Annotated in this window: 29 protein-coding genes; 13 read left to right on the top strand and 16 right to left on the bottom strand. The window is 47.8% G+C overall.

Features of this window, described 5'->3' with window-relative positions; genetic code table 11:
* A partial coding sequence (locus QUA80_RS28270) for a tail fiber domain-containing protein (protein ID WP_333428292.1) occupies positions 1–419 on the top strand: 419 nt, incomplete at its 5' end.
* On the opposite strand, the gene QUA80_RS28265 is transcribed toward QUA80_RS28270, so the two are convergent.
* The 6 genes from QUA80_RS28265 to QUA80_RS28240 form a co-directional block, all read right to left on the bottom strand.
* Positions 366–1049 carry a hypothetical protein gene (locus QUA80_RS28265; RefSeq protein WP_333428291.1) on the bottom strand — a complete coding sequence of 228 codons (684 nt, stop codon included), beginning with the start codon at positions 1047–1049 and terminating at the stop codon, positions 366–368. The genes QUA80_RS28270 and QUA80_RS28265 overlap by 54 nt on opposite strands.
* Positions 1042–1335, bottom strand: a complete 294-nt coding sequence (locus QUA80_RS28260) for a hypothetical protein (RefSeq protein WP_333428290.1) — start codon at positions 1333–1335, stop codon at positions 1042–1044. The genes QUA80_RS28265 and QUA80_RS28260 overlap by 8 nt, the downstream gene beginning before the upstream one ends.
* 62 nt (positions 1336–1397) lie before the next feature.
* Positions 1398–1769 carry a hypothetical protein gene (locus QUA80_RS28255; protein ID WP_333428289.1) on the bottom strand — a complete coding sequence of 124 codons (372 nt, stop codon included), beginning with the start codon at positions 1767–1769 and terminating at the stop codon, positions 1398–1400.
* Between the two features lie 119 nt (positions 1770–1888).
* Complete coding sequence (locus QUA80_RS28250) at positions 1889–2185, bottom strand: HU family DNA-binding protein (RefSeq protein ID WP_333428288.1); 297 nt, start codon at positions 2183–2185, stop codon at positions 1889–1891.
* A gap of 55 nt (positions 2186–2240) precedes the next feature.
* Complete coding sequence (locus tag QUA80_RS28245; protein ID WP_333428287.1) at positions 2241–2666, bottom strand: hypothetical protein; 426 nt, start codon at positions 2664–2666, stop codon at positions 2241–2243.
* A gap of 246 nt (positions 2667–2912) precedes the next feature.
* Positions 2913–3377, bottom strand: a complete 465-nt coding sequence (locus tag QUA80_RS28240; RefSeq protein WP_333428286.1) for a hypothetical protein — start codon at positions 3375–3377, stop codon at positions 2913–2915.
* A gap of 153 nt (positions 3378–3530) precedes the next feature.
* Between QUA80_RS28240 and QUA80_RS28235 the strand changes: the two genes are divergently transcribed.
* Together QUA80_RS28235 and QUA80_RS28230 are read left to right on the top strand one after the other, a co-directional pair.
* Positions 3531–5270, top strand: a complete 1740-nt coding sequence (locus QUA80_RS28235; protein WP_333428285.1) for a hypothetical protein — start codon at positions 3531–3533, stop codon at positions 5268–5270.
* A 2-nt stretch (positions 5271–5272) separates the two neighbouring features.
* Positions 5273–5599, top strand: a complete 327-nt coding sequence (locus tag QUA80_RS28230) for a hypothetical protein (protein ID WP_333428284.1) — start codon at positions 5273–5275, stop codon at positions 5597–5599.
* On the opposite strand, the gene QUA80_RS28225 is transcribed toward QUA80_RS28230, so the two are convergent.
* A complete protein-coding gene (locus tag QUA80_RS28225; protein WP_333428283.1) occupies positions 5600–5737 on the bottom strand; it encodes a hypothetical protein in 138 nt (45 codons plus the stop codon). It abuts the gene before it with no gap.
* 117 nt (positions 5738–5854) lie between these two features.
* Here QUA80_RS28225 and QUA80_RS28220 point away from each other — a divergent pair, with 117 nt between their 5' ends.
* The 8 genes from QUA80_RS28220 (at position 5855) to thiL (ending at position 12322) form a co-directional block, all read left to right on the top strand.
* Positions 5855–6259, top strand: coding sequence for a hypothetical protein (locus QUA80_RS28220; protein ID WP_333428282.1), 405 nt, complete (start codon positions 5855–5857; stop codon positions 6257–6259).
* A 5-nt stretch (positions 6260–6264) separates the two neighbouring features.
* A complete protein-coding gene (locus QUA80_RS28215) occupies positions 6265–7086 on the top strand; it encodes a hypothetical protein (protein WP_333428281.1) in 822 nt (273 codons plus the stop codon).
* 12 nt (positions 7087–7098) lie between these two features.
* Positions 7099–7593 (top strand): hypothetical protein, encoded by a 495-nt coding sequence (locus QUA80_RS28210; protein ID WP_333428280.1) that lies wholly within the window; start codon positions 7099–7101, stop codon positions 7591–7593.
* 85 nt (positions 7594–7678) lie between these two features.
* Positions 7679–7963 (top strand): hypothetical protein, encoded by a 285-nt coding sequence (locus QUA80_RS28205; protein ID WP_333428279.1) that lies wholly within the window; start codon positions 7679–7681, stop codon positions 7961–7963.
* 281 nt (positions 7964–8244) lie between these two features.
* Complete coding sequence (locus QUA80_RS28200) at positions 8245–9465, top strand: IS110 family transposase (RefSeq protein WP_333428278.1); 1221 nt, start codon at positions 8245–8247, stop codon at positions 9463–9465.
* 155 nt (positions 9466–9620) lie between these two features.
* Positions 9621–10745 (top strand): peptidylprolyl isomerase, encoded by a 1125-nt coding sequence (locus QUA80_RS28195; RefSeq protein WP_333428277.1) that lies wholly within the window; start codon positions 9621–9623, stop codon positions 10743–10745.
* 239 nt (positions 10746–10984) lie between these two features.
* Positions 10985–11299, top strand: a complete 315-nt coding sequence (locus tag QUA80_RS28190; protein ID WP_333428276.1) for a hypothetical protein — start codon at positions 10985–10987, stop codon at positions 11297–11299.
* 27 nt (positions 11300–11326) lie between these two features.
* The gene (gene thiL, locus QUA80_RS28185; protein WP_333428275.1) at positions 11327–12322 is read left to right on the top strand and encodes a thiamine-phosphate kinase; all 996 of its coding nucleotides are present in this window, start codon (positions 11327–11329) and stop codon (positions 12320–12322) included.
* A gap of 239 nt (positions 12323–12561) precedes the next feature.
* On the opposite strand, the gene QUA80_RS28180 is transcribed toward thiL, so the two are convergent.
* The 3 genes from QUA80_RS28180 to QUA80_RS28170 all read right to left on the bottom strand — a co-directional run bounded on the left by QUA80_RS28180 (position 12562) and on the right by QUA80_RS28170 (position 15235).
* Positions 12562–13203: a hypothetical protein gene (locus QUA80_RS28180; protein WP_333428274.1), complete on the bottom strand. Its 642-nt coding sequence runs from the start codon at positions 13201–13203 to the stop codon at positions 12562–12564.
* Between the two features lie 366 nt (positions 13204–13569).
* The gene (locus QUA80_RS28175) at positions 13570–14742 is read right to left on the bottom strand and encodes a cysteine desulfurase family protein (protein WP_333428273.1); all 1173 of its coding nucleotides are present in this window, start codon (positions 14740–14742) and stop codon (positions 13570–13572) included.
* Between the two features lie 88 nt (positions 14743–14830).
* Positions 14831–15235 carry a DUF7682 family zinc-binding protein gene (locus tag QUA80_RS28170; protein WP_333428272.1) on the bottom strand — a complete coding sequence of 135 codons (405 nt, stop codon included), beginning with the start codon at positions 15233–15235 and terminating at the stop codon, positions 14831–14833.
* A gap of 190 nt (positions 15236–15425) precedes the next feature.
* Between QUA80_RS28170 and QUA80_RS28165 the strand changes: the two genes are divergently transcribed.
* The gene (locus QUA80_RS28165) at positions 15426–17087 is read left to right on the top strand and encodes a DUF655 domain-containing protein (protein WP_333428271.1); all 1662 of its coding nucleotides are present in this window, start codon (positions 15426–15428) and stop codon (positions 17085–17087) included.
* A gap of 204 nt (positions 17088–17291) precedes the next feature.
* Complete coding sequence (locus QUA80_RS28160) at positions 17292–17939, top strand: hypothetical protein (RefSeq protein WP_333428270.1); 648 nt, start codon at positions 17292–17294, stop codon at positions 17937–17939.
* A gap of 136 nt (positions 17940–18075) precedes the next feature.
* Here QUA80_RS28160 and cax read toward each other — a convergent pair whose 3' ends face one another.
* From cax to QUA80_RS28130, 6 genes are all read right to left on the bottom strand, one after another.
* Complete coding sequence (gene cax, locus QUA80_RS28155) at positions 18076–19176, bottom strand: calcium/proton exchanger (RefSeq protein ID WP_333428269.1); 1101 nt, start codon at positions 19174–19176, stop codon at positions 18076–18078.
* 219 nt (positions 19177–19395) lie between these two features.
* Positions 19396–19854 (bottom strand): hypothetical protein, encoded by a 459-nt coding sequence (locus QUA80_RS28150; RefSeq protein ID WP_333428268.1) that lies wholly within the window; start codon positions 19852–19854, stop codon positions 19396–19398.
* A 385-nt stretch (positions 19855–20239) separates the two neighbouring features.
* Complete coding sequence (locus QUA80_RS28145) at positions 20240–20860, bottom strand: DUF6391 domain-containing protein (RefSeq protein ID WP_333428267.1); 621 nt, start codon at positions 20858–20860, stop codon at positions 20240–20242.
* A 176-nt stretch (positions 20861–21036) separates the two neighbouring features.
* Positions 21037–21750 carry an MORN motif-containing protein gene (locus QUA80_RS28140; RefSeq protein ID WP_333428293.1) on the bottom strand — a complete coding sequence of 238 codons (714 nt, stop codon included), beginning with the start codon at positions 21748–21750 and terminating at the stop codon, positions 21037–21039.
* A gap of 105 nt (positions 21751–21855) precedes the next feature.
* Positions 21856–22596, bottom strand: coding sequence for an MORN motif-containing protein (locus QUA80_RS28135; protein ID WP_333428266.1), 741 nt, complete (start codon positions 22594–22596; stop codon positions 21856–21858).
* A 183-nt stretch (positions 22597–22779) separates the two neighbouring features.
* Positions 22780–23786: hypothetical protein (locus QUA80_RS28130; RefSeq protein WP_333428265.1), on the bottom strand; the 1007-nt coding region annotated here is incomplete at its 5' end.

Raw genomic sequence — 23786 nt, 5'->3', positions numbered from 1 at the left:
GTCATTGGTTTTCTCACAGGATGGTCTTGGATCTTACATTCTTTATCTCTAGCACATCTTTAGAAAAATGGTATTATGTACAAACCTCTGACAGTAGGGTGAAGAATAATTTTTCGGCAAGCCCTGGACTAAAAGAAATCCTTGCTTTATCCCCAAAAAGATATCGGCATTACGAATGTCTTAACTTTGAGCCGGAAAGCAAAAAAATGAAATTAGGAAAAAATTTTATAAACAAAGTGGGCTTTTTAGCTCAAGACGTGAAAAAAGTAATACCGGAAGCTGTAACAGATACGGGATCGGAGGATGCACTGTACGGGATTGACTACAGTTGCATTGTGGCTTGCTTAGTGCAGGCTGTCCAGGAATTAAACGGTCAAGTCGCCGAGTTGCGCACTCAACTGCAAGCATTTTCTGCTTAAACTTGGGTTTTTTAAGGTCGCTGCAATTTCGGCGGGGGGAATTCCGGCTGCCAAGAGCGATCGCACTTCTTGCACTTTCGCCTGGGCGATCGGTGAATCGGTGTTGCCGCCACGGATGTGCACTTGCCGTACTTTTCCCCCTTCTTTGTACGAAAGCCGGTAATACTCGCCGCTCCTGGCCGTACCGCGCGGTCGGTAAGTAGAAATTGCATTAAGTGCTAAACAGTCATCGCCGGGCCGACAATTTGATTCTTCAACGGCAGGCTCAACAGGGGTTGGAGAATCAAAGACGCGGGGCGGGGATGTTGATTCTCCAACCGCCTCAACCTGAGTATTGGTGTCGGTTTCGCTGTGCGGGAATGTTGATTCTCCAACGGCAGGCTCAACAGAGGCTGGAGAATCAAAGACGCGGCCAATTTCTTCAGGATAGACAAACTCCCAGCGCTCGCTGCGCTCGTTCCAAAATTTGATGCTGCCATTAGTGGGGTGGATGGCAGCAATTTCGACAATATCCCCTTTTTTGAGGTAGGACGCGGCAATCGGCTTCTTACGCAGTTTCACCCGATCGCCAATTTTGTAAGCTGGTCTAATCACGGCGGTCGTGTTGAAAAGTGAAAGTTGGCTAATCATGACCCGTGACTCCTTCTACTCTCAGCAATCCTTGAAATATGCAGTTAAATTTCTCTTGGAAATAATGGAGTTCGTAGGGCTGCAACTCCATCCGCTGCGAGCGGTGGCCATTTAGCTCGCGGAAGTCGATGCCGCGAGCTAAATTCTCGCGGCAGACCTTGCAGTATTCCCGCAGCAGGCCTGTGAATTCAACGTATGCGTGGCACTCGGTGGCGGTGGCCAGCACATAAAATCGATCCGCCGCGGCTTCCATTCGATCGAGGCTTTCTTTGGGTGTCATAGTCATTTTTCTGGTTGTCTAGTGGTTGTCTAGCAGCCGATCGCCCTTGACGACAAATCGGCCATATTCTACATATCTGTAACTAATTCCCAGCCTTCCCTCTTGAGGCATTTCGCAAAATCTTCCGTCGCCGCTAAAACTTCGGGGTCGAGGTCTTCGTCGCAGGTTCCCTGTGGCACTATGATGTCGGCATTCCAGCCGAGTTCCAGCACTTTGTAAGTTTCCGAGTCTGGGTTGAACAGATTTTGCAGTTGCTTCGCCGTGTCGATCGCAATCTTGGTAAAAGTGTCGCCTCCTACGCTGGGATGGCGCGTTGCTAATTGAATGTGGCTGATGATGGCGATCGCTGCCAGCGGCGGAAGTTCCACTGTTGCCGGCGGCAAGTCCTGCATCGCCATCATTTCCTCGGAGTATTTCTTCAGGTCGGGGGCAGTTTTCATGGTGTTTACTACTTGTCTACAAATTGTCCTTCACGACAAACCGGCACATTATCTGCATTGCCTCGCTACAGATAAATGCTGTCCTCATGGAAGCTGCATTTATCTGTAGCATTCATTTTTTACGCCGCCTTGGCGCTCGGATTCTTGGCGACAGCATCCTTAAACTGCTTGCCTGCGGAAAATGCGGGAACTACAGTCGCCGGGATATCCATCGTCTCCCCAGTTTTGGGATTCCGACCTTCGCGGGCTTGTCGGTCGCGCGCCTCAAAGGAGCCGAAACCGACTATCGTCACTTTCTCGCCGTCGGCAACGGCTTCCATGATTGAGTCGAGAGCAGCACGGATTGCTGCGCTTGCTTGTTTCTTGGTGATTGCAGCCTTTTGTGCTACTGCCGCTTCCAAGTCTCCTAGGTTCATAAGTGCGATCGCTCTTGAGTCATTAGTTATCAGTTATTAGTCATTGGTAGCGCAATCAGTCTTTGGCGTGCCAGTGCTTTTCTGGAGCATAGGTTGCTCGGAGTTCTTCCGGGTCTTCAAATCGATCCAGCGGTTCTTCTCCTATGTAGTCGTTGAAAGTCTCCAAGTCTGCGTCACTCTTTATTTGTATCTGCTCGCCTGGCCTGTCAGGTGCAATTCGCAATAGTTCCATCACGTTTGGAAAATCTTCGAGCGAGTCAAAATCAAAAGTAATCGCCGCTTCAAGCAGCTTTTCCAGATTGTCTGCCGTGAGAAAAGCCTCTTCCACGTAGTCGAATACTTGAATGTCTGATTTCAGTTGAGTTTTAACTCTGCGAACGGTTGCAATTATTACAAGTAATTCGATCGGTGGGATGAGAAGTGGCGTTTCAGGCAAAGAGCCGATGTATTTTAATTCTTCTTTGAGTTGCTGTTCGTTCATGTTCTATTGCTCCTGATACACTTCACAGCTTCGCCGCGGTGAGGCGCTATTGCTTGCTGCATATGAATGTTGGTTTGAGGGAGGGGCTGTCAATGTGTAGCTGAAATCCTGGAATAGTGCTTAAACGCAAAACCAGCATTTTGCTCGGACACTAGCTCGGCTAGTAGGGGTTTAAGGCTGCACAAGCTTTTGAAGTGCTTAAACGCAAAACCAGCGCCCCACAAGGGATGCTGGTTTCTGTTGCGATTATTCTGCGGGATTTTCCCCGCTGTGGTTGGATGGCTGTGATTGATGTTGCTGCTGCGTTAACTGCTGCTGAATCTGTTCTTGCTGCTTCAATATCACCTCTTGCTGGCGGCGCATCTCTTGATACTGCTCTTCCTGTAATTCCTTGAGCTTGATTAAATTCTTGAGCTTCTCTTCATACTCTTTGACCTCCTCGCGATACCAGACGATGCACTCGTTCGACTTGATCAACTGTTTCCGGGCATCGTCGATTAGCTGATCGAGCACTCCCCCAAAGGGGTTGAGATCTCCACCTCCCGCCGGGCGATCTTCTCTATCAATTGTGAGGAGCTGAGCCCCAAGCCTTGCGCCAGCTCCTTGAATAGCCGTGCTCCCGTCGGCGTAAGGCCGAAGGCTTTCGTGACCTTCACCTCCCCGTATTCCAACTGTTTCGCTTTTTTGACCTTGACCATGCTCTTGATTCATAACGACTTCCTTAAAAGATTACCAAAGTCTCATAGGAGATGTTGACAGTATCTCATCATAGACTTTATGATATAGCCAAGTCTATCATGAGACAAGATTGCACTGCATACCCTTAGTATTCGCGGGTGGGCAACTCCCACCCTTTCTCCCTCTATGTACACCCTAGAACAGCTTCAACAGAAGAATTTGCTCGAATTGAAGGAAATTGGGCATCAACTCAACGTACTTCCCGACGGCGACCGACGCTTGAAGCGCAACTGGATTGATGCCTTAGTCGGCACTCAGCCCACCCTGCTGCAACTGCTGGAAGTTTCCCCCGGCGCAGAAGTCGAACCAGTCCAGGAGGCGATCGAACCTCAAGCCCAAGAGCCATTGCTGGAATCTTCCCCAGAAGCGCTTGAGTGTCCGAGTTGCGGCGCGGTTCACGCTTTGTACAGCACAAAAGATTACTTAGATAGACCGGAGATTCGCTGTTTGCACTGCAATTACAGCAGATTCAAAAACTACCCCGGCGCAATCAGACTTGAAGCCCAGGAGTCGATCGAAATTACTTCGGAAGATAAGGAGCTGAGATCGGAAGATAAGGAGCAGCTCGCCTCTAAGTTCGGCCGCATTGTCTACCCGCGATCGGCGGTGGCCAAGATTGAGCCAAAAGTGAGCCAAAGTGCGATCGTACAAGTGCTGGAAAATTCCCCCGGTGTCAGTCGCAAATCCACCGCTCATCAACTCTTGGATCTGTTCAAATCCTCAGCGCACATAATTATTGAGGATTCCCCCGTTAAAACTACTGAGGCGGTGATTCAAAGCGCGATCGTACCAGCCCAGAATCCGATCTTGACTGGCATTGCCCTTTCTGATAGCTTTCTCGCTCGCTATTCCCCGCCACAGCCTGAGAACATTCACTATCACAGCGACGCTGACGGGCAACTGAGCTTGCTTGATTTCGAGGTTGAATCGACCGACGAACCGCCAGACCCCGACGACTATCCCTCACTTGAGGATTTTCAGCAGGTTTACGACGCTTGGAACGCACGACACGGGGATTCATCGAACTTTGGAGAAAGCAATGCTATTAGAAGGATTGGACAACAGGGAGCGAGTGACGTATTTGAGAGTAATCAACTACCTGCAGACCGCGACGGTCGCGCCGAACTTCATGGAACTTGCTGCCATCACCAGGATGAAGGATTGGGAGGCCAAAAGGGCGATCGCCTTTTGGTGGAAAGCGGGGATGATTCGGGAAGTTCGGGGGGAGTTCTACCACATCAGCCACTTGAACTAGCTCCGATCCCAGCTCCGATCGCTGCATACAATGAAGAACGGCGACCTCCGAACCGGGGCGACGGTCGGGGCACCGAACTGGCGATCGGAATGCTGGTCGGCCGCCGGCGCGATCGGCTGCACGTCGGTAAAATCGCGGCAATCTATCAATCGAAGCGGGGAATCTGGCGCGCAAAAGTCCGCCCGCTGAACAAATCTAATTTCGTTTATTTCGATTGTGCCAACCTGATCGAACAGAAGCTGCTATACGACTACGAGATGAGTACCGGGGGATTCATCCGTACCGGGACAATCTTCGACAAGGCTAGAGGCGAAAGTTTTGAGGTTTATTCGCGTAAAGTGCGATCGCACCCATCAACAAACTGGACTGCCGCTCAACTGAGTTCTCTCTCGGCATTTAAGCTCAAACAGATTGCCCGCGACATGGAGATATTTTCCATCCCCGGCAGAACCGGGAAACAAAGCTCGATCAGAGCAATTCTGGCAGAGCAAGTTTTGCGCGAGCGACCCGAACCTGCGGCGGTCAAGCCTGCGGACAAACCCGCAGTCAAATCTCGCAAGAAGTCCGGCGAGATCGGGCTGCAACTATCTCTCGACTTGGTGGTGGCGTAGATATGAGCGACTGGATTGAGGAAAAGATTACAGAAGTCGAAACCGAGAAGCTTCTCGACTATTTGGATTTGTTTGAATTCAACGGCCGCAACCCGCCTAAATTTTGGTTCGGAGAGAACGTGAAATTCGGCGCTCGCACGGGCGTCGTTTTCGGGCTTGAGTGGAGGAGAGATGAAAAAAATTTACCTCGCGGCGTTTCCCAAAGCGCTGGCTGGTGGTATCTAGTTTGCTTGGAAGGCCGCCAGAGCTTGATGGGATTTCATGAAGATAGTTTGGACGGCGATTTGAGTTTGAGCGGGCGATCGCCCCCAGGAGGTGATGTTATGTAACTAATAAGCTTCCATCACCCCTTCTGAACCCAATCGCGATCGTCTTTTCCAAGGCGTTAGGGCGATCGCTTCCTCTCTACTTATTCCGAGATTGAATGGGTAGAACACAATGTTGAATCCAATGATGTCTGGCTTCATTCTTGTCAGCCATCTTGGTTAAAAGTTCCGATTTACTACCTAGAATCTGGCTGTGGAATTGGGCTAACTATCTACGACTCGCTTTAAAATCACAACCCATTACCCAAAATTAAAACCATGACAACTCATCTATCAATCACCATCCCCGTTTACAAAAAAGACCGATGGGACAGAACCGAACGCGACGGAAAACTCGAAGTTAGCAGCGATGTAGATTCCTTGTCAGAGGGCTATGAGGCGCTAAAGCAACAGTTGGATAAGTTGCTTGCAGAGCTCGACGCTCAAAACCGTTTGGCAGAAAATGCCCTCGTGCTAGACAACCAAATTCAACAAAAAGCCTACACCCTTCGCCGCATCACTGAAGACATAGAGCGAGCGACGGAACACTACAAAAATTTGAAAGTATTTTTAGAGGCTTTGGGAATCGACACCAGGCAGCCCCGCTTAACTTTTGACAAGCAACTACTACTAAGCAAAGCCTCTATTGCCGAGGTTGACATACTTCCAGAAAGCAAGTTTTAAACACAATGCAACTCACTCTTAATTCTGATTTCTCAGATGAGTGGTGCGAGCCGTCAGGAGCGGAATTCCAGCCGCTCCTCGACTTTGAATCCGAGATAGCTCTCGAAGCGCCCCACAACGACATTTCGATACTTACCCAGCGCATCAAGCGCAGCTTTCTGGACTACGTGCGCCAGGGAATCATGCTCGAAACAGTGCGGCGCTACCGCCTTTACAAGCGGCAGTACCGGGACTTCGCCGAATACTGCAAACTCGCCCTGGGGCGATCGCACTTCTACTGCAAAAAGATTATCCAAGCCGCTCAAATCTGTCTGCGGCTCATCAAATCCAAGTTCAAAATTTTGCCCACCTCGGTAGCCCAAGCTTTGCCGCTTCTTAAATTTGCCAAAGTTGACGAGTACGGCGGATCTCAGTTGCAGGAAAAATGGCAAATTGTGCTCGACGGGTTTCCGCCACAGTTGATAACGGCGGCCAAAATCCAGGAAGCGCTTGACGAGAGCCCAGAGGACAGAGCCAGGCAAGTCCGAGTGAGCGGAAAAAGCTATCAACTGCTGCAACAGAAAGCCGCAGAAGCGGGCATGGCAGTTTCCAAGTACCTCGAAATGCTCATCGCCGGGGGTGAACCGCCCGATGAAGAACCGCCGGACGACGAAGAGATGGAGTTGACACCGGAAAAAGAGGAAATTTGCGATCGGCTCGACGAGCATTTCGCCCGCAGCCAAAACCCCAAACGTGTAGCAGGCTTTGGCAGCCAAAAGCTATCAAAATGCCATCACAAAGCTATCAAATCACCCGGTAGATCCGGCAAAGTGTCGGACTCATCCTAGTTTTAAAAAACCATGCACAATACTTTCACTTACAGGCATTCAGACTTGCCCGCGCTTCGTCCTGAAATCAAAGCCGAAATCATTGCCCTCGGCCTTCACGCCGATGATTTGATTTTAAAGAGCTGCGGGAACTATCGCGAGCTTGAAGAACTGGCCGAAACTTTCAGCAATGCTTTGGACTCTTGCGAGTTAAACCTCGGTTCGATCCGAATCATCCCCGATGACAGCCCGCAACCCGCAAGCGCCACTTTAACCACTCTTCCGATGGAAGAGCAATCTATGATTTTTTGTACCGCATTATTCAACGCAACGTTGCTTTCTGCTTTTGAAAAACTGACAGGGGCTGATATCAACTTTTTGATTGCAGCAATATCAGAACAAATCAATGCCGAAATGGAAAAAATCAGCAACGAGCAAATTACACAAGCCCTTGCGAGCTACCTCGAACAGTACCGCAAAAATCCCAAGCAACAAGGTTTTAAAGTCAAAATACCGACTGCTGTTTAAGTTCAAAAAATAGCGGTCAGTTACACTCTGACCGCTATGTATGAGCTTTGGCGTCTTGACTATCCACCGTATCTACCATTTTACTATGAAGCCACAAATCTCTGAATTAATTAATTCAGCTAAGCAACTCGGCGATTTTAGCGACGCAGAAAAGCAAGAAATATTTCTCACAATTAAAGAAGCCAAAGCGAGAGGATTGCTGCGAAAACAGCCAGACGATCGGTGCTTGAACAAGTACATCAACTTGGCTAATTACCTGCTGCGAACTCAATCGGCTGAGGAGTTTACAAGCGCGTTAAATCAGAATTTGGAATGCTTGTACGTTTACGTTGCGCTGGTCGGTCTCAACTGCATAACTACAACCGCCTGACGATGGCCGCGTGGAATCAACGGCCGAAACTCCCCCATTATTAAGGGGGAGTCGCGGATCGATTCCAACCCGATCCGTCAATTAAACAGGCTGCGGTTTAGGGCTTTAGTACGGAAACAAGCTCTTTGTGGCTTTTTAGCTTTCACAAGCTCGGTCGCCGCCTAATTAATTGTTTTATCTCGCGCACTTTGAAGCTTTAAGAGTGAAATAGGCTCATGTGGCCTTTGGGTGATTCATAAGCTGCTGCTGCGAGATTTGGAAACCTCACCCTTAAAAATGAAATGACTCAAATTATTGGCTTGGATATCAGCAAAGCCTCGGTTTCGTGCTGCTTAATATCAGCAAAAATTGACGAACCGCGCGAATTTTATTACCGCTACAATTTCCACAAATTCGCAGCTACAGCAAACGGAATTAACAAATTACTTGCATTAATTGGATCTGAACGAGAAAACACCATCGCCATCATGGAACCGACCGGGGTTAACTATCAAATCCTTTGGGGAACTCAATTGGCACGAGCGGGGATAGAAGTGCGGCTTGTCGGGCATAAAGAGCTTCGATCGTTCCGCGAACATCACCTGGGCTTGCCTGACAAAGACGATGACGCGGACGCCCTCGCGCTGGCAATTTACGGCTGGGATTATAAAGACACGCCGCGCCGATTTGTGCAAACGCGCGATCGCACGATCGTAGAAATTCGCCGACTTGTCCTGCGGCTCGCGCACCTCAACCGGGTGCAAAGTCCGATTATCAACCGTGCCAGACAAGATTTAGCCTGGCAGTTCCCAGAAGCTGCATTGATTAGATCGCTGCGGTCTGGCGAAAAAGTGCCGCTGCTGTGGGGCTGGCTGTGCGGCGAGCGGCAGTCGGTCAAGTACGATTTGATGTTGCAGCGGTCGATCGGGCTGGGGATAACGGCCGAACTGCGCCGCCACGCCGCTAGAATTTGCGATTTGCAACGGGAAGAGATGTTTCTCGAATTTGAGCTTTCCAAACTTGTGGGCGAGCCGCAATTTTTGGCGTACCGCAGAGTTTTTGCCCGGTTTGGTTTTGGTCGCCGTGTTGAAGCTTTGTTGCTCAGCCAGATTTACCCATTTGAAAATTATCTTGCTGCCGATGGAAAACCCGACATCAAAATTCGCAAGGGAAGGCGGTCGGGCAAGCCAACCAAACGGCATTTATCGCTTCGCCGATTTTGCAAGGCTTTGGGGTACGCGCCATCTCAAGAATCAAGCGGCGATTTGCAAAAGTCCAAAGTTGTTGGCGGCAGCGATTTATGCCGCAAAGCTTTGTGGCAGTGGATTTTTACTCGAATTGAACCTCAGCGCTGCCGCCTTGCCAACGACACTGGCGATCGGCTCGGCGAGATTATGGATTCTGAAAAAGCCAGCGGTCGGCCGGTGCGGTTGGTGCGATCGCGCGTGGCGGCCAAGGCTGTCAAAATGCTGTTCAATGAATTGGTGCGCGAGCTCGTCCAAAATCCAAAATCTAAAATCTAAAAATCAGCGAAGCCATCTACAATCCAGAATTACTAGAGTGAAAGCTAAAAAGCTCTCAAGGGAAGGAAGTTCGCCAACCGATTGTGTAGGGCATTTCAGGGATAGAAGGCCGACAGCGCTGTGGGAAGATAATAGAGGCAATAAAAGTTAAAGTTATGTTGCATTGGCCTAATTTCTCGATCGATACGTGCAAGCGCTGGGTCAAAACCGTCGTTTTAGCGCTCTTGCTGTTCACTCTCTCCCTGAGTTTCAGTTCAGTGTCCCATGCCAAACGCCCCAGCAGCAGTATGCCTGCGGGCAATGCGATTACGGACGGCCGCGCGCTGCTGCGCTTGGCTTTACCTATTGACAATCAGACTGTGCGAGAGTTGCAAATCAGTCTTGAAGACATTGGCAACCACATACGATCTAAACGTTGGGGGCCCATTAGCAGCGATGTCAGCAAGGCTTCCAGGATTCTCAACCTTCGGGAATCTGACATTTTAGAGAGTATTCCCGAGGCGAAAAAGCCGGAAGCTGAGGCGCTAGTTGCAGGAGTCAAGGACGGAATTGCTCAACTGGAAAAGGCTGTTGAGGCTAAAGACAGGGACAAAGTGATTGACTTGAAAGCCACCATCCTAGGTTCGGTAGGCGAAATCGAAGAGTTGATGGTGACAAAGTTTCCGTTTGAAGTGCCGGCCAAGTATGCTAATCTGCCTCAACTCAAAGGGCGCGCTACTGTGGTCGTACAAACTGAAAAAGGGGAAATTACTGTAGTGGTTGACGGCTACAGCGCCCCGGTTACGGCCGGTAATTTTGTGGATTTGGTCGATCGAGGTTTTTATGACGGTTTGCCGTTTATTCGATCGGAAGAATCCTACGTTTTGCAAACGGGAGACCCCGAAGGCAAGGAAGTCGGTTTTATTGACCCAGCTACTGGCAAATACCGGAATGTGCCGCTGGAAGTGCTCGTCAGGGACGAAAAAGAACCTATTTACGGGATTACTCTAGAAGATGCGGGGCGCTATCGCGACGAGCCTGTTTTGCCTTTTTCTGCGTTCGGTACTGTGGCAATGGCCCGCACAGAATCTGAACCCGACAGCGCTTCTTCTCAGTTTTTCTTTTTCTTGTTTGAACCTGAACTCACCCCCGCTGGCCTGAATCTGTTGGACGGTCGGTATGCTGTTTTTGGTTACATGATTGAAGGAAAAGAAGTTTTGGAACAACTGAAGCAAGGAGACAAGATTGTATCTGCTAAGGTAGTTAAAGGAATCGAAAATTTGGTGCAACCTCAAGTTTAATTAATGACAGTGATTAAAATCGCTGCTTGTCAAAAGTGAAGGCGATTGAAATCGCTTCGGCACACACAAAGCCCGCCTGCGCGGGCTAAAAAAATCAACAGTGACAGCCATTCAAATCTTTTCTAAATAAAGGTGAAGGCGATTGAAATCGCTTCGGCACACAAAGCCCGCTGAGGCGGGCTGGAAGAAGAGAGAATTTTTATAGCTTCGTTATTGAAATCAGGAATTTAATCGAGAGTATGGCAATTTTAGAATTTTTATTGGTACTTGGTTTAGGCGGATTCGCAGGATTGTTAATTGTAAAAAATGTGAATGAAAGCAAGCAAAAACAGCGGTTAGATGAGGCTTTTTATCAGTTGTTGGAAACTCAAAACAGTCAGGTTTCGCTGATTCAACTGGCCGCTAATGCTAGGGTTGAGGCAGAAGTTGCTCAGCAGTATTTAACTCGGCAAGTGAAGATTTTTTCGGCGATTTTAGAGGTAGATGATGAAGGAGATACTTTTTATAGATTTCCTAGGTTGCGCTTGCCGCCGAATTCCGGTAAGGAATGGTAAGAAAGTGCGATCGGCTAATTCCAAATTATGAAAGTTAAAGATATCGGTGAACAGGGTCTTTTAAGAAGATTGCAAAAATTCTGCCCCGCAGAGATAGTGGGTGATGATTGCGCTGTCATGGCTACAAATCCCAACCAATCTCTCGCTATCACTACAGATATGCTGGTGGATGGAGTGCATTTTAGCGATCGCACTACGGGACCTTATTACGCAGGATGGCGCGCCGCAGCGGCAAATTTGTCGGATCTGGCTGCGATGGGAGCAACGCCTCTGGCGGTGACTGTAGCCCTCGCTGTGGCGGCGGATACGGCTGTGGAGTGGGTTGAAGAGTTTTATCGGGGGATGACGGCTTGCTTGCAAGAATATCATACGCCGATCGTCGGTGGCGATGTTGTGCGATCGCCCGTTGTGACTGTGGCAATTACTGCTTTTGGACAAGTTGAGTGCGATCGTACCATTAGTCGGTCATATGCGCGATCGGGCTGGGCGATTGTGGCTACCGGGGTTCACGGAGCCTCCCGCGCGGGATTAGAATTGCTGTTAAATCCAGAATTCGGGCAAAATCTTACAGAAGTCGATCGAGCTTCTTTAATTCTCGCTCACCAGCGCCCTAAACCGCGGCTGGATGTTTTGCCGGTGGTTTGGGAAATACTGGGTTGTGAAGGTGAATTTTCCATCGCCGGAATGGACAGCAGCGACGGTTTAGCCGATGCAATTATTCAAATTTGTCGGGCTAGCGGTGTTGGCGCAAAAGTCGATCGCACAAAAATACCAATTCCCGATATTTTCAGCGAAATAGTATCAACCGAAAAAGCTTTAGATTGGGCATTATACGGCGGCGAAGATTTCGAGTTAGTGCTGTTTTTGCCGATCGCAAATGCTAAATTATTAGTCGAAAAAATCGGTGATGGTGCTGCGATTGTGGGAACAGCTACGGAGAACACCGATATCTGGTTGACTGATAGCAGCGGTATCGATCGTGATACTGTATTAAAGCTCGATCGAGGATTTCAACACTTTTGAATTATCTCGCTTGTCCGCATAGGCGGACGAAAGTTTGTGCAGACGAGGTTTCAACCGCCTGGTTTTTGCCCGTTACAGATTTTGGGCCAGCGAACCGTTGACAATCAAGCATCCAAAATACAAGCACCCGGATTCATCCGTGAAAAAATAAAAAACCTGTATCCGATGAAACTTGCCCCCCGAATTTATCCGTGAGTTCAATGCTTCAATTCTAAAATCTAAAATCTAAAATCTAAAATCTAAAATCGATTGACTCTGTTCTTGTAGGCAGTAGCCAGATTATTTTGAGTTTGCGTCCATTTTTCGCTACCCAGTTCCCGATTATTTAAAACTATTTGATAACCAGCAATTGCAATTTCAATATTATTCGCTTTATTCCCATTGGGAGACTCACTAATATGACTGCTCAAATTTTCAATAAGGTCGATAATTGAGCTAATTGTTGGCGGATTTTCGCCAGCGATTAACTTTTGGGTCACTTGCTGTAAAGTCTCGGCAAAACTGGCATTGAGGAGATGTTGCCGTCCCTCTAGCATGGGGTAAATTACTGCAATATCGCTATTGCTATCTTGTTCTGCTTGCAATAATTCTAAGAAAAAATTTGCATATTCTTGGAGATTTTCACCTTCAGAATCATTGCTATCTCCCTCACCGTTTACATCCATGAATTGCCCTAGCTGACGGGCCAGATTTCGGAGGAAATTAGCGCCATTCTCGCCTCCTTGTTCTGCCAAAGTTGATGCTATTAACTCGCAAGCTTCGAGAAATCCGCGATCGAGTAATTCTGAGTTATCCTGTAATATCTGCGGTTCCTCTCCGTTGGGGCAATTCAGCAGCGTGTGAATTAATTGCAGATAGGCTTGAGCGCGCTTTTCTTCCATTGTGGGGAGTTGTGAATAACACCGGGATTTATTTTATCATGATTTTACGATATTTTGTAGGGGCGGGTTCGCCAACCATATATAGCAATTACCAACCATATATATAAACCCGCCCTGCCACCACCGATAACCCACGTCAACCTAAAATTTGCCTCGCATCGCCAAAATGTAAATGATGATTGTTGGTTGGGAGGGGGCGGGTTTTTGAAATTGTTTATTTCAGGCAATTATGGTTGGTGAACCCGCCCCTACAGGATGTATGAAAGATCGGGTGGCAAGAAACCGGGTTTTTGGGAGATACTTCATTACAGTCGATAAAAATCGTAAAAACCCGGTTTCTTTGGTTTTTAAGCGCAGATTTTCCTGCTAACGCCTAGATAATGCTACTTTGGGCATTAATCTATCCAAAATTTGCTCGATCGCACTTGCAGTCCAATCAATATCAGATTCGGTTGTTTCTCGTCCCAGACTCAAGCGAATGCCGCCAACCGCCATAGTTTTGCTATATCCCATTGCCAATAATATCGGACTGGGAGTTAGTTTGCCACTGCTGCAAGCAGAACCGGAACTAATGCCAATTCCGGCTAAATTTAGCTGTCTTACTAAAGTTTTGCCCGTCACTCCTCCTGTGTAGCCGTCGGGAGAAACAATGCAAAAACTGACGTGGTGCGGCAGGCGGTAATATCGATCGCCTGTTGGTACTAAACTTGGTACATGAGCTAATCGGTCAAAAAGTCGATCGCGCAATCCAATTAACCTCGCAGTTTCCACATCTATTTCCTGCAAAGCTAACTCCGCCGCCACCCCAAAACCGACAATTGCCGGCAGCGCTTGCGTCCCGGAACGCAGTTTCAATTCTTGGCCGCCACCGCCCAACATTGGCACTAATTCTACTCCCGGACGCACGTAAAGCGCGCCTGCACCTTGCGGCCCGTAAAGTTTGTGACTGGAAACCGAAAGCAAGTCTACGGGAAGTTTCTGCACGTCTACTTGCAGCTTGCCGGCAACTTGAACTGCATCGGTATGAAACATGATATTGCGATCGCGCGCAATCTTTCCCAAGGCCTCAATTGGTTGCAGCGTACCAACTTCGCTTTGTCCGTAAATGATGGAAATTAACACTGTATTCGATCGCAGCGACTCTTGCAAATCCAAAGGATGAATTCGCCCCAATTTATCCACCGGCAACCGCGTTATCTCCCATCCCCACTGTTCGAGTTGTCGAGTCGGTTCTGCTACTGCCGAATGCTCTACGCTGGAAATAATCATATGCTGCGGCTTTGGATAAAGACGGGCAATTCCCATAATTGCCAAATTGTCCGCTTCAGTGCCGCCACTCGTAAAAATTATCGATTCCGGTAGCGCGTTAATCAAGCTAGCAACCTGCATTCTAGCTAATTCTAAAGCTGTCGCCGCCCTTTGCCCCCACTCGTGCAAGCTGGAAGGATTGCCCCACTGCTGAGTCAGGGCTTTTTGCATGGCTTGAATCGCTTCTGGACGCGGTGGCGTTGTGGCGCTATAGTCGAGGTAAATTTGCATGATTTTAAATAACTAATTAATGAATGTTAACTGTTGACGGTTCACTGTTGTGAGTGGCTAGCAAGAACCAATAACCAATAACCAATAACTAACTTCCTGGTTTGCAGACGTTATAGTCTTCGTGCGACAAAACTTTTTGGGGAATCAAGAAAGTGCCGCAATCTTCACAAAGCATTCTGTAGTTGCGGGTTACTGGAATACTGACGATCAAACGGTTGTGACGCAGGCGTTTGCCACCGAAATCTCTGTAATTCTTATTTTCGCCCAAAGCTGCTATGATTGCGCGAGCTTTAGTGACTACGTGGTCGGGCAGACCTCTGAGATCGATGATATCTTTAGCAAATGATGCTTCCCTCTCTTGTTTTTTGGTTTGTTTTTCTGTCAGCACTACTTCAACGTAATGCTGCTGCGCTACTAACTCTTGCGTACAGCGATGGCACGCTTTACCATATCCTTTGTGACCGCACGGAAAACTTCTTTTTCTTTTAGCCATAAAGCAGCGGTATCGGGTTTGACCCACGCCCCTGAATGCTGCTACCCTACCAGTGATGCTTCCGGCATCGAGGCAGTCCTACAAGACGCAAAATCTATTCCCTTGCATAAATTTAATAGGTTCTAAGTTTACTTTATCGAATATATTTGAACTGTGGGTGAGCCAATAACCTCAATTATTTTAAATTTTTGTGAGTGTATTTTATTATAATTTACTCGGTTTGTTTTGTGCTGGGCTGCTGGCGATCGATCTGGCGGGCTGCGGACAAATAAAGCAAGACGTGCAGAATTTACCTCTGAGTCTGGCTCCACTGCCTCAAGACCCCTTGTTGCAAGTATACTTCAATCAGTCGATCGCTTCGAGTTATACAGAGCCTTACCGCCAGCAAACTAGATTTGGAGATGATTTAGAAAAGTTGGTCGCTGTTGCCGTAGCTAGTGCTAGATCGACGGTGGATGTAGCTGTTCAGGAGTTTCGCTTGCCGGGTATTGCGAGGGTTTTGGCCGATCGGCAGCGATCGGGAGTTAAAGTTAGATTAATTGTTGAACATCTGTACAGTCGTTCCCCTGGCGATTTTACAGCCCAGGAGTTGGCTAAATTACCGGAAAGAGAGCGCGATCGCTACAGCGAATTTGTCCAACTTGCCGATACTAATAAAGACGGCAAATTGAGTTCCGAGGAAATCAAGCAAGGGGATGCTTTGATAATTGTCAAGGAGGCCGGGATTCCTGTAATTGACGATACTGCTGACGGAAGTAAAGGCAGCGGTTTGATGCACCACAAATTTGTAGTTATTGACGGGAAAACAGTAATCGTAACTTCTGCTAATTTTACAACAAGCGATATACACGGAGATTTCAAGACAGCAGCAAGTCGCGGCAATGCCAACAATTTACTGAAAATTGAAAATGCTCAATTAGCGCAACTATATACTCAAGAATTTAACATCATGTGGGGCGACGGGCCCGGAGGCAAACCGGACAGCAAATTTGGCATCAAAAAGCCGTTTCGTCAAGTGCAAAAAGTGAAAATAGGGAATTCGACAGTTGCGGTGCAATTTTCGCCGACTTCCCAGACTTTGCCTTGGGAAAAAAGCGTTAACAGTTTGATAAATCGAACTTTGGGTAGTGCGAAAAAGTCGGTTGATTTGGCATTGTTTGTATTTTCGGCTCAGCGGTTGTCAAATACTTTGGAAATTCAAGCTAGCCGGGGAGTTGCGGTGCGAGCTTTAATTGACTCTAATTTTATTTATCGCTCTTACAGTGAAGGGTTGGATATGATGGGGGCGACTTTGATGCAAGATTGCAAGTTAGAATCTGACAATCGCCCTTGGAAAAAGCCGCTGACTGCGGTGGGAGTGCCGCTGTTACCAATGGGCGATCGCCTGCACCACAAATTCGGCGTTGTGGACGGCAAAACGGTGCTTACAGGTTCTCACAACTGGAGTGAGGCGGCAAATCACGGGAACGACGAGACGCTGTTGGCGATCGACAGTCCCACAGTTGCGGCCCATTTTGAGCGGGAGTTCGATCGGCTTTACAAAGGTGCAATCTTGGGCATTCCCGCCCGAATCAAACAGAAAATTGACGCTAAGAAAAAAGAGTGCGATTCACTACAAGCAGCATCAAAATCTGCGATCGCTAAACCTCAAATTTCTAGTAAAAAGTTAGTTAATTTGAATGCCGCAACTCAGGAAGAATTAGAAACTTTGCCTGGGGTTGGTCCGAAGTTAGCCGAAAGAATTATTGCAGCACGGCAACAGCAACCTTTTACCTCTTTGGAAGATGCAGAACGAGTGCAGGGAGTCGGGGAAAAACTATTAGAAAAATGGCGAGATCGAGTAACTTGGTAGTTAAGTTAATCGTCAGAAATTCATTTCTGACTCTACAAAGTTCACATTCATAACTTCTGTTTTTTGTTTGGCAACTCAGCATCAAAAACTCAAGTCTTCGCTAGAAACCTATCCAAGCAACTTTGACAACATATCCGATCTCAAATTTAAAAAATAATAAATTGTCCAAAAAATACTATCTTTTCACATTAGAGGTAGAGAGAGATGAAACACACAATATATTTGACGGTGAGGCCGCAAATCAAATTACTATCTATTTTCCTCGGGGTGATTTTTTTGACCGTAGCAGCTTTAACAGTGAGCGCTCAGCAGACTAACGAAGCACTATTTAGGGTGAAAAATGAAAATTCTTTTAATATTAATTTGATTCAATTTAAGCGCGTTGAATATGTAGGTCAGTGTGCCGGTACTGTCATCTCCCCTGATTCGCAAAACGCTCGATTTGTCTCCAGCAAAACTCCCCCCGGCCCTAACAGAAGGGTGAGGATTAAAAATGTAACTGATGGTATGGAAACTAACCCGTATCCCTACACAGACAGAGGTTACGACAAAGGTGAGTTTTCTGAGGATTTTGGATTTAAGTTGGGTAACAGTCACAAAACAAAAACTTTTTCGGTTTTAGAGGGAGAAAATAAATTTATCTATGAAATTAAAGAAAATAATCAAGTTATAGACCAGGGTGCGCTTACCGCTGAAGTGTCTGTACAAAATTTGGGTGTTTTTCCCCGCCAGCAAATTTGCGAGAGCAAGTTAGAATGTCAAAATACTTTTAATTGTCGCGACAGTAAAGGCAGAAAAAGACGTTGCAGACGACGAGAGTGTTTTCCTATTCAAAAGTGTCGCTGTCCGTAACTACTTCCTGCCCTAAAATTATTTTCTTTAATTAACTCCAGAAGAGACACAGGAATAACCAACAAAAAAAAGATAAGTTATTTTCAAGTTAAGAAGGGCAACCGCAGGCGATTGCCCCTCCAATAAAATTGTTACTTCAAGTAATGGGGTGAAAGTAAAATGCTGTTCCCAACACGATATATGTGGCTAAAAGCAGCACTCCTTCGAGCCAATTAGAGCGCCCGTCGATACTGATTAGGTTGGCAATTGTCACTGCGATGGCAACTGCAACTACTTCAAACGGATTGAAGTTTAAATCCATCGGCTGATGAATCACTAATCCGATAATCACCAACACCGGCGCTACCAGCAAAGCAACTAGCAAACTCGAACCCATGGCGACAGAAACTGACAAATCCATATTGTTTTTCATCGCAACTCCCACCGCAGTTACATATTCGGCTGCGCCGCCAACAATCGGCAACAGAATTACCCCTGTAAACAGCGGCGTCAATCCCAATCCTTTGGTAGTTTCTTCCACAACACCAACGAAAATTTCTGATTCAAAAGCAACGGCAACAGTTGAAACAGCTAGCACCCCTAGCCACAGCCACAAATTAGGTTTGTGTGTAGTAGATTCCTCTTTTGTATTTTGAGGATTTTCTGACTCTAGTTCTAGTAAGCTGACTTCGTAAAGATAGCTGTGAGTTTTTAATGAAAATAGGAGAGTTAGAGCGTAAACTGCAATTAGGACGATCGCAGTTATTAAGGAAAGATTCTGAATGGCTGCGGGTTCAACTCCATTGGAGGTATAAATTACCATTGTCGGCAGCAGAATTGCAATTACTGCTAGAGTCATTGTGGAACCGTTCACCCGCGCGATAATCGGTTTAAATTCTTGTTCTTTGTAGGCGATTCCTCCTAGCAGCATGGAAAATCCCATCACTAAAAGCAAGTTGCTGATTATTGTGCCGGTTATGCTGGCTTTCACAATGTCAATTAAGCCGGCTTTCAGGGCAACTATGGCAATAATTAATTCCGTAGCGTTGCCGAAGACTGCATTTAATAAGCCGCCTATGGAGGGGCCTGTAACGATCGCCACTTCTTCTGTTGCTGTGCTCAACCAAATCGCCAGAGGTATAATGCCTAAAGCGGATGTGATGAAAACTGCGAGGGAACCCCAGTGCAAATACTCAGCGGCGATGGAAATGGGGATGAAAATTAATAGCGCTATGGAAAGAATCTTTTTGATTGACATAAGAACTCGGATGGTGTATGGAACAGTGAGGTCTAGTTGCCTGGGCGATCGTCAAGTTGATTTTACATGATTCAACGCTCGTTTGACTCACCCAAATACGCATACCAACCCCGGACTTAAGTTGGGGAGAGCAATCGCGGTTTAGACAAAAATTCTAGCCCCAGCTAGCGGCTGTGGAGTCAATCTCAAATCTCCAATCTCAATTTGACTGACTGTTGTCTATCTGAGAAAAATTGCTCCGTCATTCCGAATCCTTAAAGAGGTTTTATTCAAATCTAAATCATTTGTCTCGTCTAATCTTACCTCTACTGTTCCTTCGGCACCAGGTTTCAAATTGGGTTTCAAGAATGCGCCATCTTGTCGCCTAAATATAATTGAGGCTGGTAGTGTCAATGCTGACAGCGCTACTGTTGAATTTTCCGCTAAACTCCGGCGGTTAGTCTGTCCAACTACCTGATAAAATAGTCGATCGTTGGTTTTATTAGTTAATCTAACATTGACTTTGCCATTGAGGGGAACCATCTTGCCGTCAGGAACTCTTTCTGGTTCGTTAGTTTGGGCTATTTCGCCAGCAAAACTCGCATACTCGGTCAAAGGCAAAAAGCTGTTGCCTGCTACGGCTAAGCTGACAGCTAGTAGACTTGCCACCCAGGTTTTGTCGATCGCTAATTTGCACATTTTTTTTATTGACTTTGGCTCTAAAAATTCTAATATGCGATTTTACCCGTTCCTGCTATTTTCTGATAAGCAGCCTCGGAACTAAATCCGAGCTTTTCATAGCTGACACATTGGCGGTAAAGATAGAATTTGAATATAATATGAAGTTATAAAAATATGGAAAATATAGATTTTAGTATGCAGTGCCCAGTTATTGAATAAAAGCAAGTTGATAAGTCACCCCAATTAACTTTTGAATAGTACCGATTCTCTCAAAATGATTAAGAAGGAAGAAGAAAGTTCGGCAACAAAGCCGTTTAGGGGGGGATTTAACGGCTCGAAGTTGAGGGAAGAAAGAAGATTTTGTCAACTTTTCCCCTCTCCCACTCTTCCCCTCCCGCAGCAGCTATTCAACCCAACGCACCCGCACAAAATGAGCTTCGCGTCCCCAGAAGTCGTGACTTACAGAAATATCAACAATACTCAAATTAAACGGAATAGCAGTTGTGACGTACCGCTGAGCCAGAGCTCCCACATCAGGAGCTAACTGAGCCGCCGCCGCCGCCGCTGCACCCAAACCTAAAAGTTGCAGAATCGGCCCCCGAGGCAGGGCTAAATTGATGCCAACAGCAAGTCCAGCCGTCAGCAGCATTGCCACCGACAAATTCGTGCCGCAGCGGGGATGTACAGCTAAATCCCACTCTCCGCTGGCAATCCGCTGCAAAGCCTCGCGCACTGCCTGACGCAACTGTGCAACGTTAACGTGGCCATAAAGATAAAACCCTTGGTCTGTGGACATCCCCCCCAATAACTCATTATCGGCTCTTGGTGTCGTCGTACCAACCGATTGGCCCAGTACCCAAACCGTAGCGTGTTCCAAAGCATGAACTTGGCGCAAAGTCAAGACTTCCTTCAAACCGGGCACAAAATTGAGTTGTCGCAACAAATCAGCATCTTGAGTCCGCTGCGGGGCAAAGTCGAAGGGAAACTGGCCGGTGCGCCCGGAAGCAGAAGCAGTAGTTGTCATATCAAAACGCCTCCATTAACTCCATTAAGTGGATATTTAACATTAGCAATTCGGTTGAGAAAAAGCTGGTCATAATTATCAATAGTTGTGACTTTAAAACCTAGCAATGGCAGGTTTTGTGCAAAAAATATTAGCACTCAACCTGCCCTTACTAACCGATCGCACTTATTCCCTGTTTATTGCTCTACCCGCTGGCCCTCACGGAATACTCCCGGAAGTCGCCGGCCTCTGGTATCTATAATTGTGCCTTTGCCGTGAGGCAATCCCTTGCGTAACTCTCCCTGATAGCGGATACCGTTGGAGAACGAACAGTTACCCCTGCCATCAAGTTCTTGAGTATAGAACTGTCCCGAACACCGGCTGCCGTCAGCCCGCGTGAACGCTCCCGTACCTAAAGGCTTGCCGCCTAAAAATTGACCTACAAAGCGATCGCCATTAGCAAAAATGAATTGCCCTTGTCCCGTGGGCACGCCTACTTTTTGATCGAGAGAAAACGACCCTATATAGCGATCGCCATTAGTAAAAATAGCTGTCCCGGAACTAACTTTGCCATCTCGGAATATGCCCTCCACGCGGGCGTCGTCCTTAAATATAAATTGTCCTCGACCATTTGGTTTGCCCAGACGGAACTGCCCCTCATAGCGATCGCCGTTGGAATATATGTATACCCCCGTGCCACTGGGCAAACCGTTAACGAACTGTCCGATGTAGCTATCACCGCTGTCATAATCGCACCTAACTCTACCTGTAGCGATAGCTGGCACGCAGCGGCCGGTTCTAGCTTCTGTTCCTTGCGCCATTGAGGGCAAGGGATAAGTCGCGTAACTACCAATTCCCAACACTGATGCAACTAATAAAGCGATTCGGCTGGTCCAAGAACGGGAAATCATCAATCAACTTTCTCCTATGCGCTGTTAGATATTATCTTCTTCTGTCCTTTGTCTTTTGTCCCATTTTTTGTCAAAAGTTGGCTGAAAACCTCAATCATTTATCCTTTACGAAACTCCGGGCTTGCCGTTGCGAAATACCCCCGGAAAGCGCCTACCGCTAGCATCGATCATCGTCCCGACACCGTGAGGCACTCCCTTTCGCAATTCTCCTTCATAGCGCGTCCCGTTGGGGAAAGTGCAGGAGACACTAGCGTCAAGTTCTTGATTGAAAAATCTGCCGGAACAGCGAGTGCCGTCTACCCGCACCAATATTCCCGGGCCAAAGGGCGAACCTGCAAAGAATTGTCCTTCGTAGCGATCGCCATTGGTATAAAAAAATTGACCCCGCCCGGATGGTTGGCTGCTAATGGCATCAGTCTGAACGTTCCTGACTACTGCGAACTCTCCGACGTAGCGCTCGCCGTTGGGGAAAACGACCGTCCCAGATCTCATTGTGCCGTCTTGGAAGATGCCTGTGTAGCGGGCATCATCTTTAAAAATGAATGTCCCTCTACCATTTGGCACTCCATTCCGAAAATTTCCTTCGTAGCGATCGCCATTAGCGTACACGTAGACTCCGCTGCCATCGGGGAGGCCGTTAACGAAGTTTCCCTCGTAGTTATCGCCTCCCTCGTAATTGCATTTTACTCTTCCCGTAGGAGGGTTGCCTTGGCAGAAGGGAGAGCGTTTTCCTTCTTCTGGTTTTTGTTGAGCCATTGATGGCTGGGGATTCAAGAGATTGGTGGCGCTGCCGATACAAGAAGCAACTAATATCACCATCCCTAATTTTTGAATTGAACCGAGCATAATCGATCTCCTTTAACTTCAATTACTAATAGGGATTTTCTAGAAGCTAATACTCGCTGAAAAGTCCTCTATTTTTTAATCCCTTTACTAATTTTACCTTCAGGTTCGAGATCTGCCCTAAATGCAAAAAGGCAAAAACTCTAATTTTTGCCTTTAGCATTTTTCCTGCTTTACTGTCAATTGTCAGCGTCGCGCTGAGCTATTCGGATTTGGGAGACGGCTAATAACTGTATTGGCCGGTTGTGGTTGGCGAGTGGCGGGTTTTTCGCCCACACCTTTAGCTACCTCAACGCCGTTTTCCTCCAGAATCACGATCGGATCTGCTCCTTGCTTGAGATCGACCCGCTTCACCAACACTTGCCCGTTAGACAGCCGCTGCCCGACTTTGACATATCGGCTGGTTGGTTCATTCGGTACTTTGACAATCACTTGCGTCTCGTTCCCGACTTTTACCACCCCGCTAACTTCAGTGCCTGTAGCGATGTCAGTAGAAGGCGGTGGCGGAACTACTGGGATGACGGGAGGCGGCGGCGGATTTGGGTCTACCCACTGGGGCGGGCGCTTGTCTACTGGCAGTTCCGGCAGATCCGGTACTCCTATGGGTCTCGCTGCTATTGGTTGGGGCGGGCGCGGGGGTGCTGGACGGGGAGTAGGCCGATTCCGCGCATCTTGGGGTCTAACTGCTATTGGCCCAGTAGTTCCAGGAGGACGGGTGCCAGTACCTCTTCTTGCCCTGGCATTGGGGTCTCTCCATTGGGGGGGGCGCTTGTCTACTGGCAGTTCCGGCAGATCCGGCACTCCTATGGGTCTGGCTGCAATGGGTTCGAGTCCAGGCGGGGATGTACGAGTACGACCTAACTGAGGAGCATTTAGCCCCGGAACTAGGGGAGGCAAGCCAATTTGTCCCCCGGTGCCTCCGGGTAAGGAACCATTTCTGCCACCGCCACCGCCACCTAACCGAGGAGGAGTTAGCCCTGGAACTAGGGGAGGCGAGCCAATTTGCCCCCCGGTGCCTCCGGGTAAGGAACCATTTCTGCCACCGCCACCTAACCGAGGAGGAGTTAGCCCTGGAACTAGGGGAGGCGAGCCAATTTGCCCCCCGGTGCCTGCGACTAAGGAACCATTTCTGCCACCGCCACCTAACCGAGGAGGAGTTAGCCCTGGAACTAGGGGAGGCGAGCCAATTTGCC

Source organism: Microcoleus sp. F4-D5 (genome assembly GCF_036704885.1).
GTDB lineage: Bacteria > Cyanobacteriota > Cyanobacteriia > Cyanobacteriales > Microcoleaceae > Microcoleus.
Note: the sequence above shows the minus strand (reverse complement) of the source record. Positions and strands in the feature narration are given on the sequence as shown.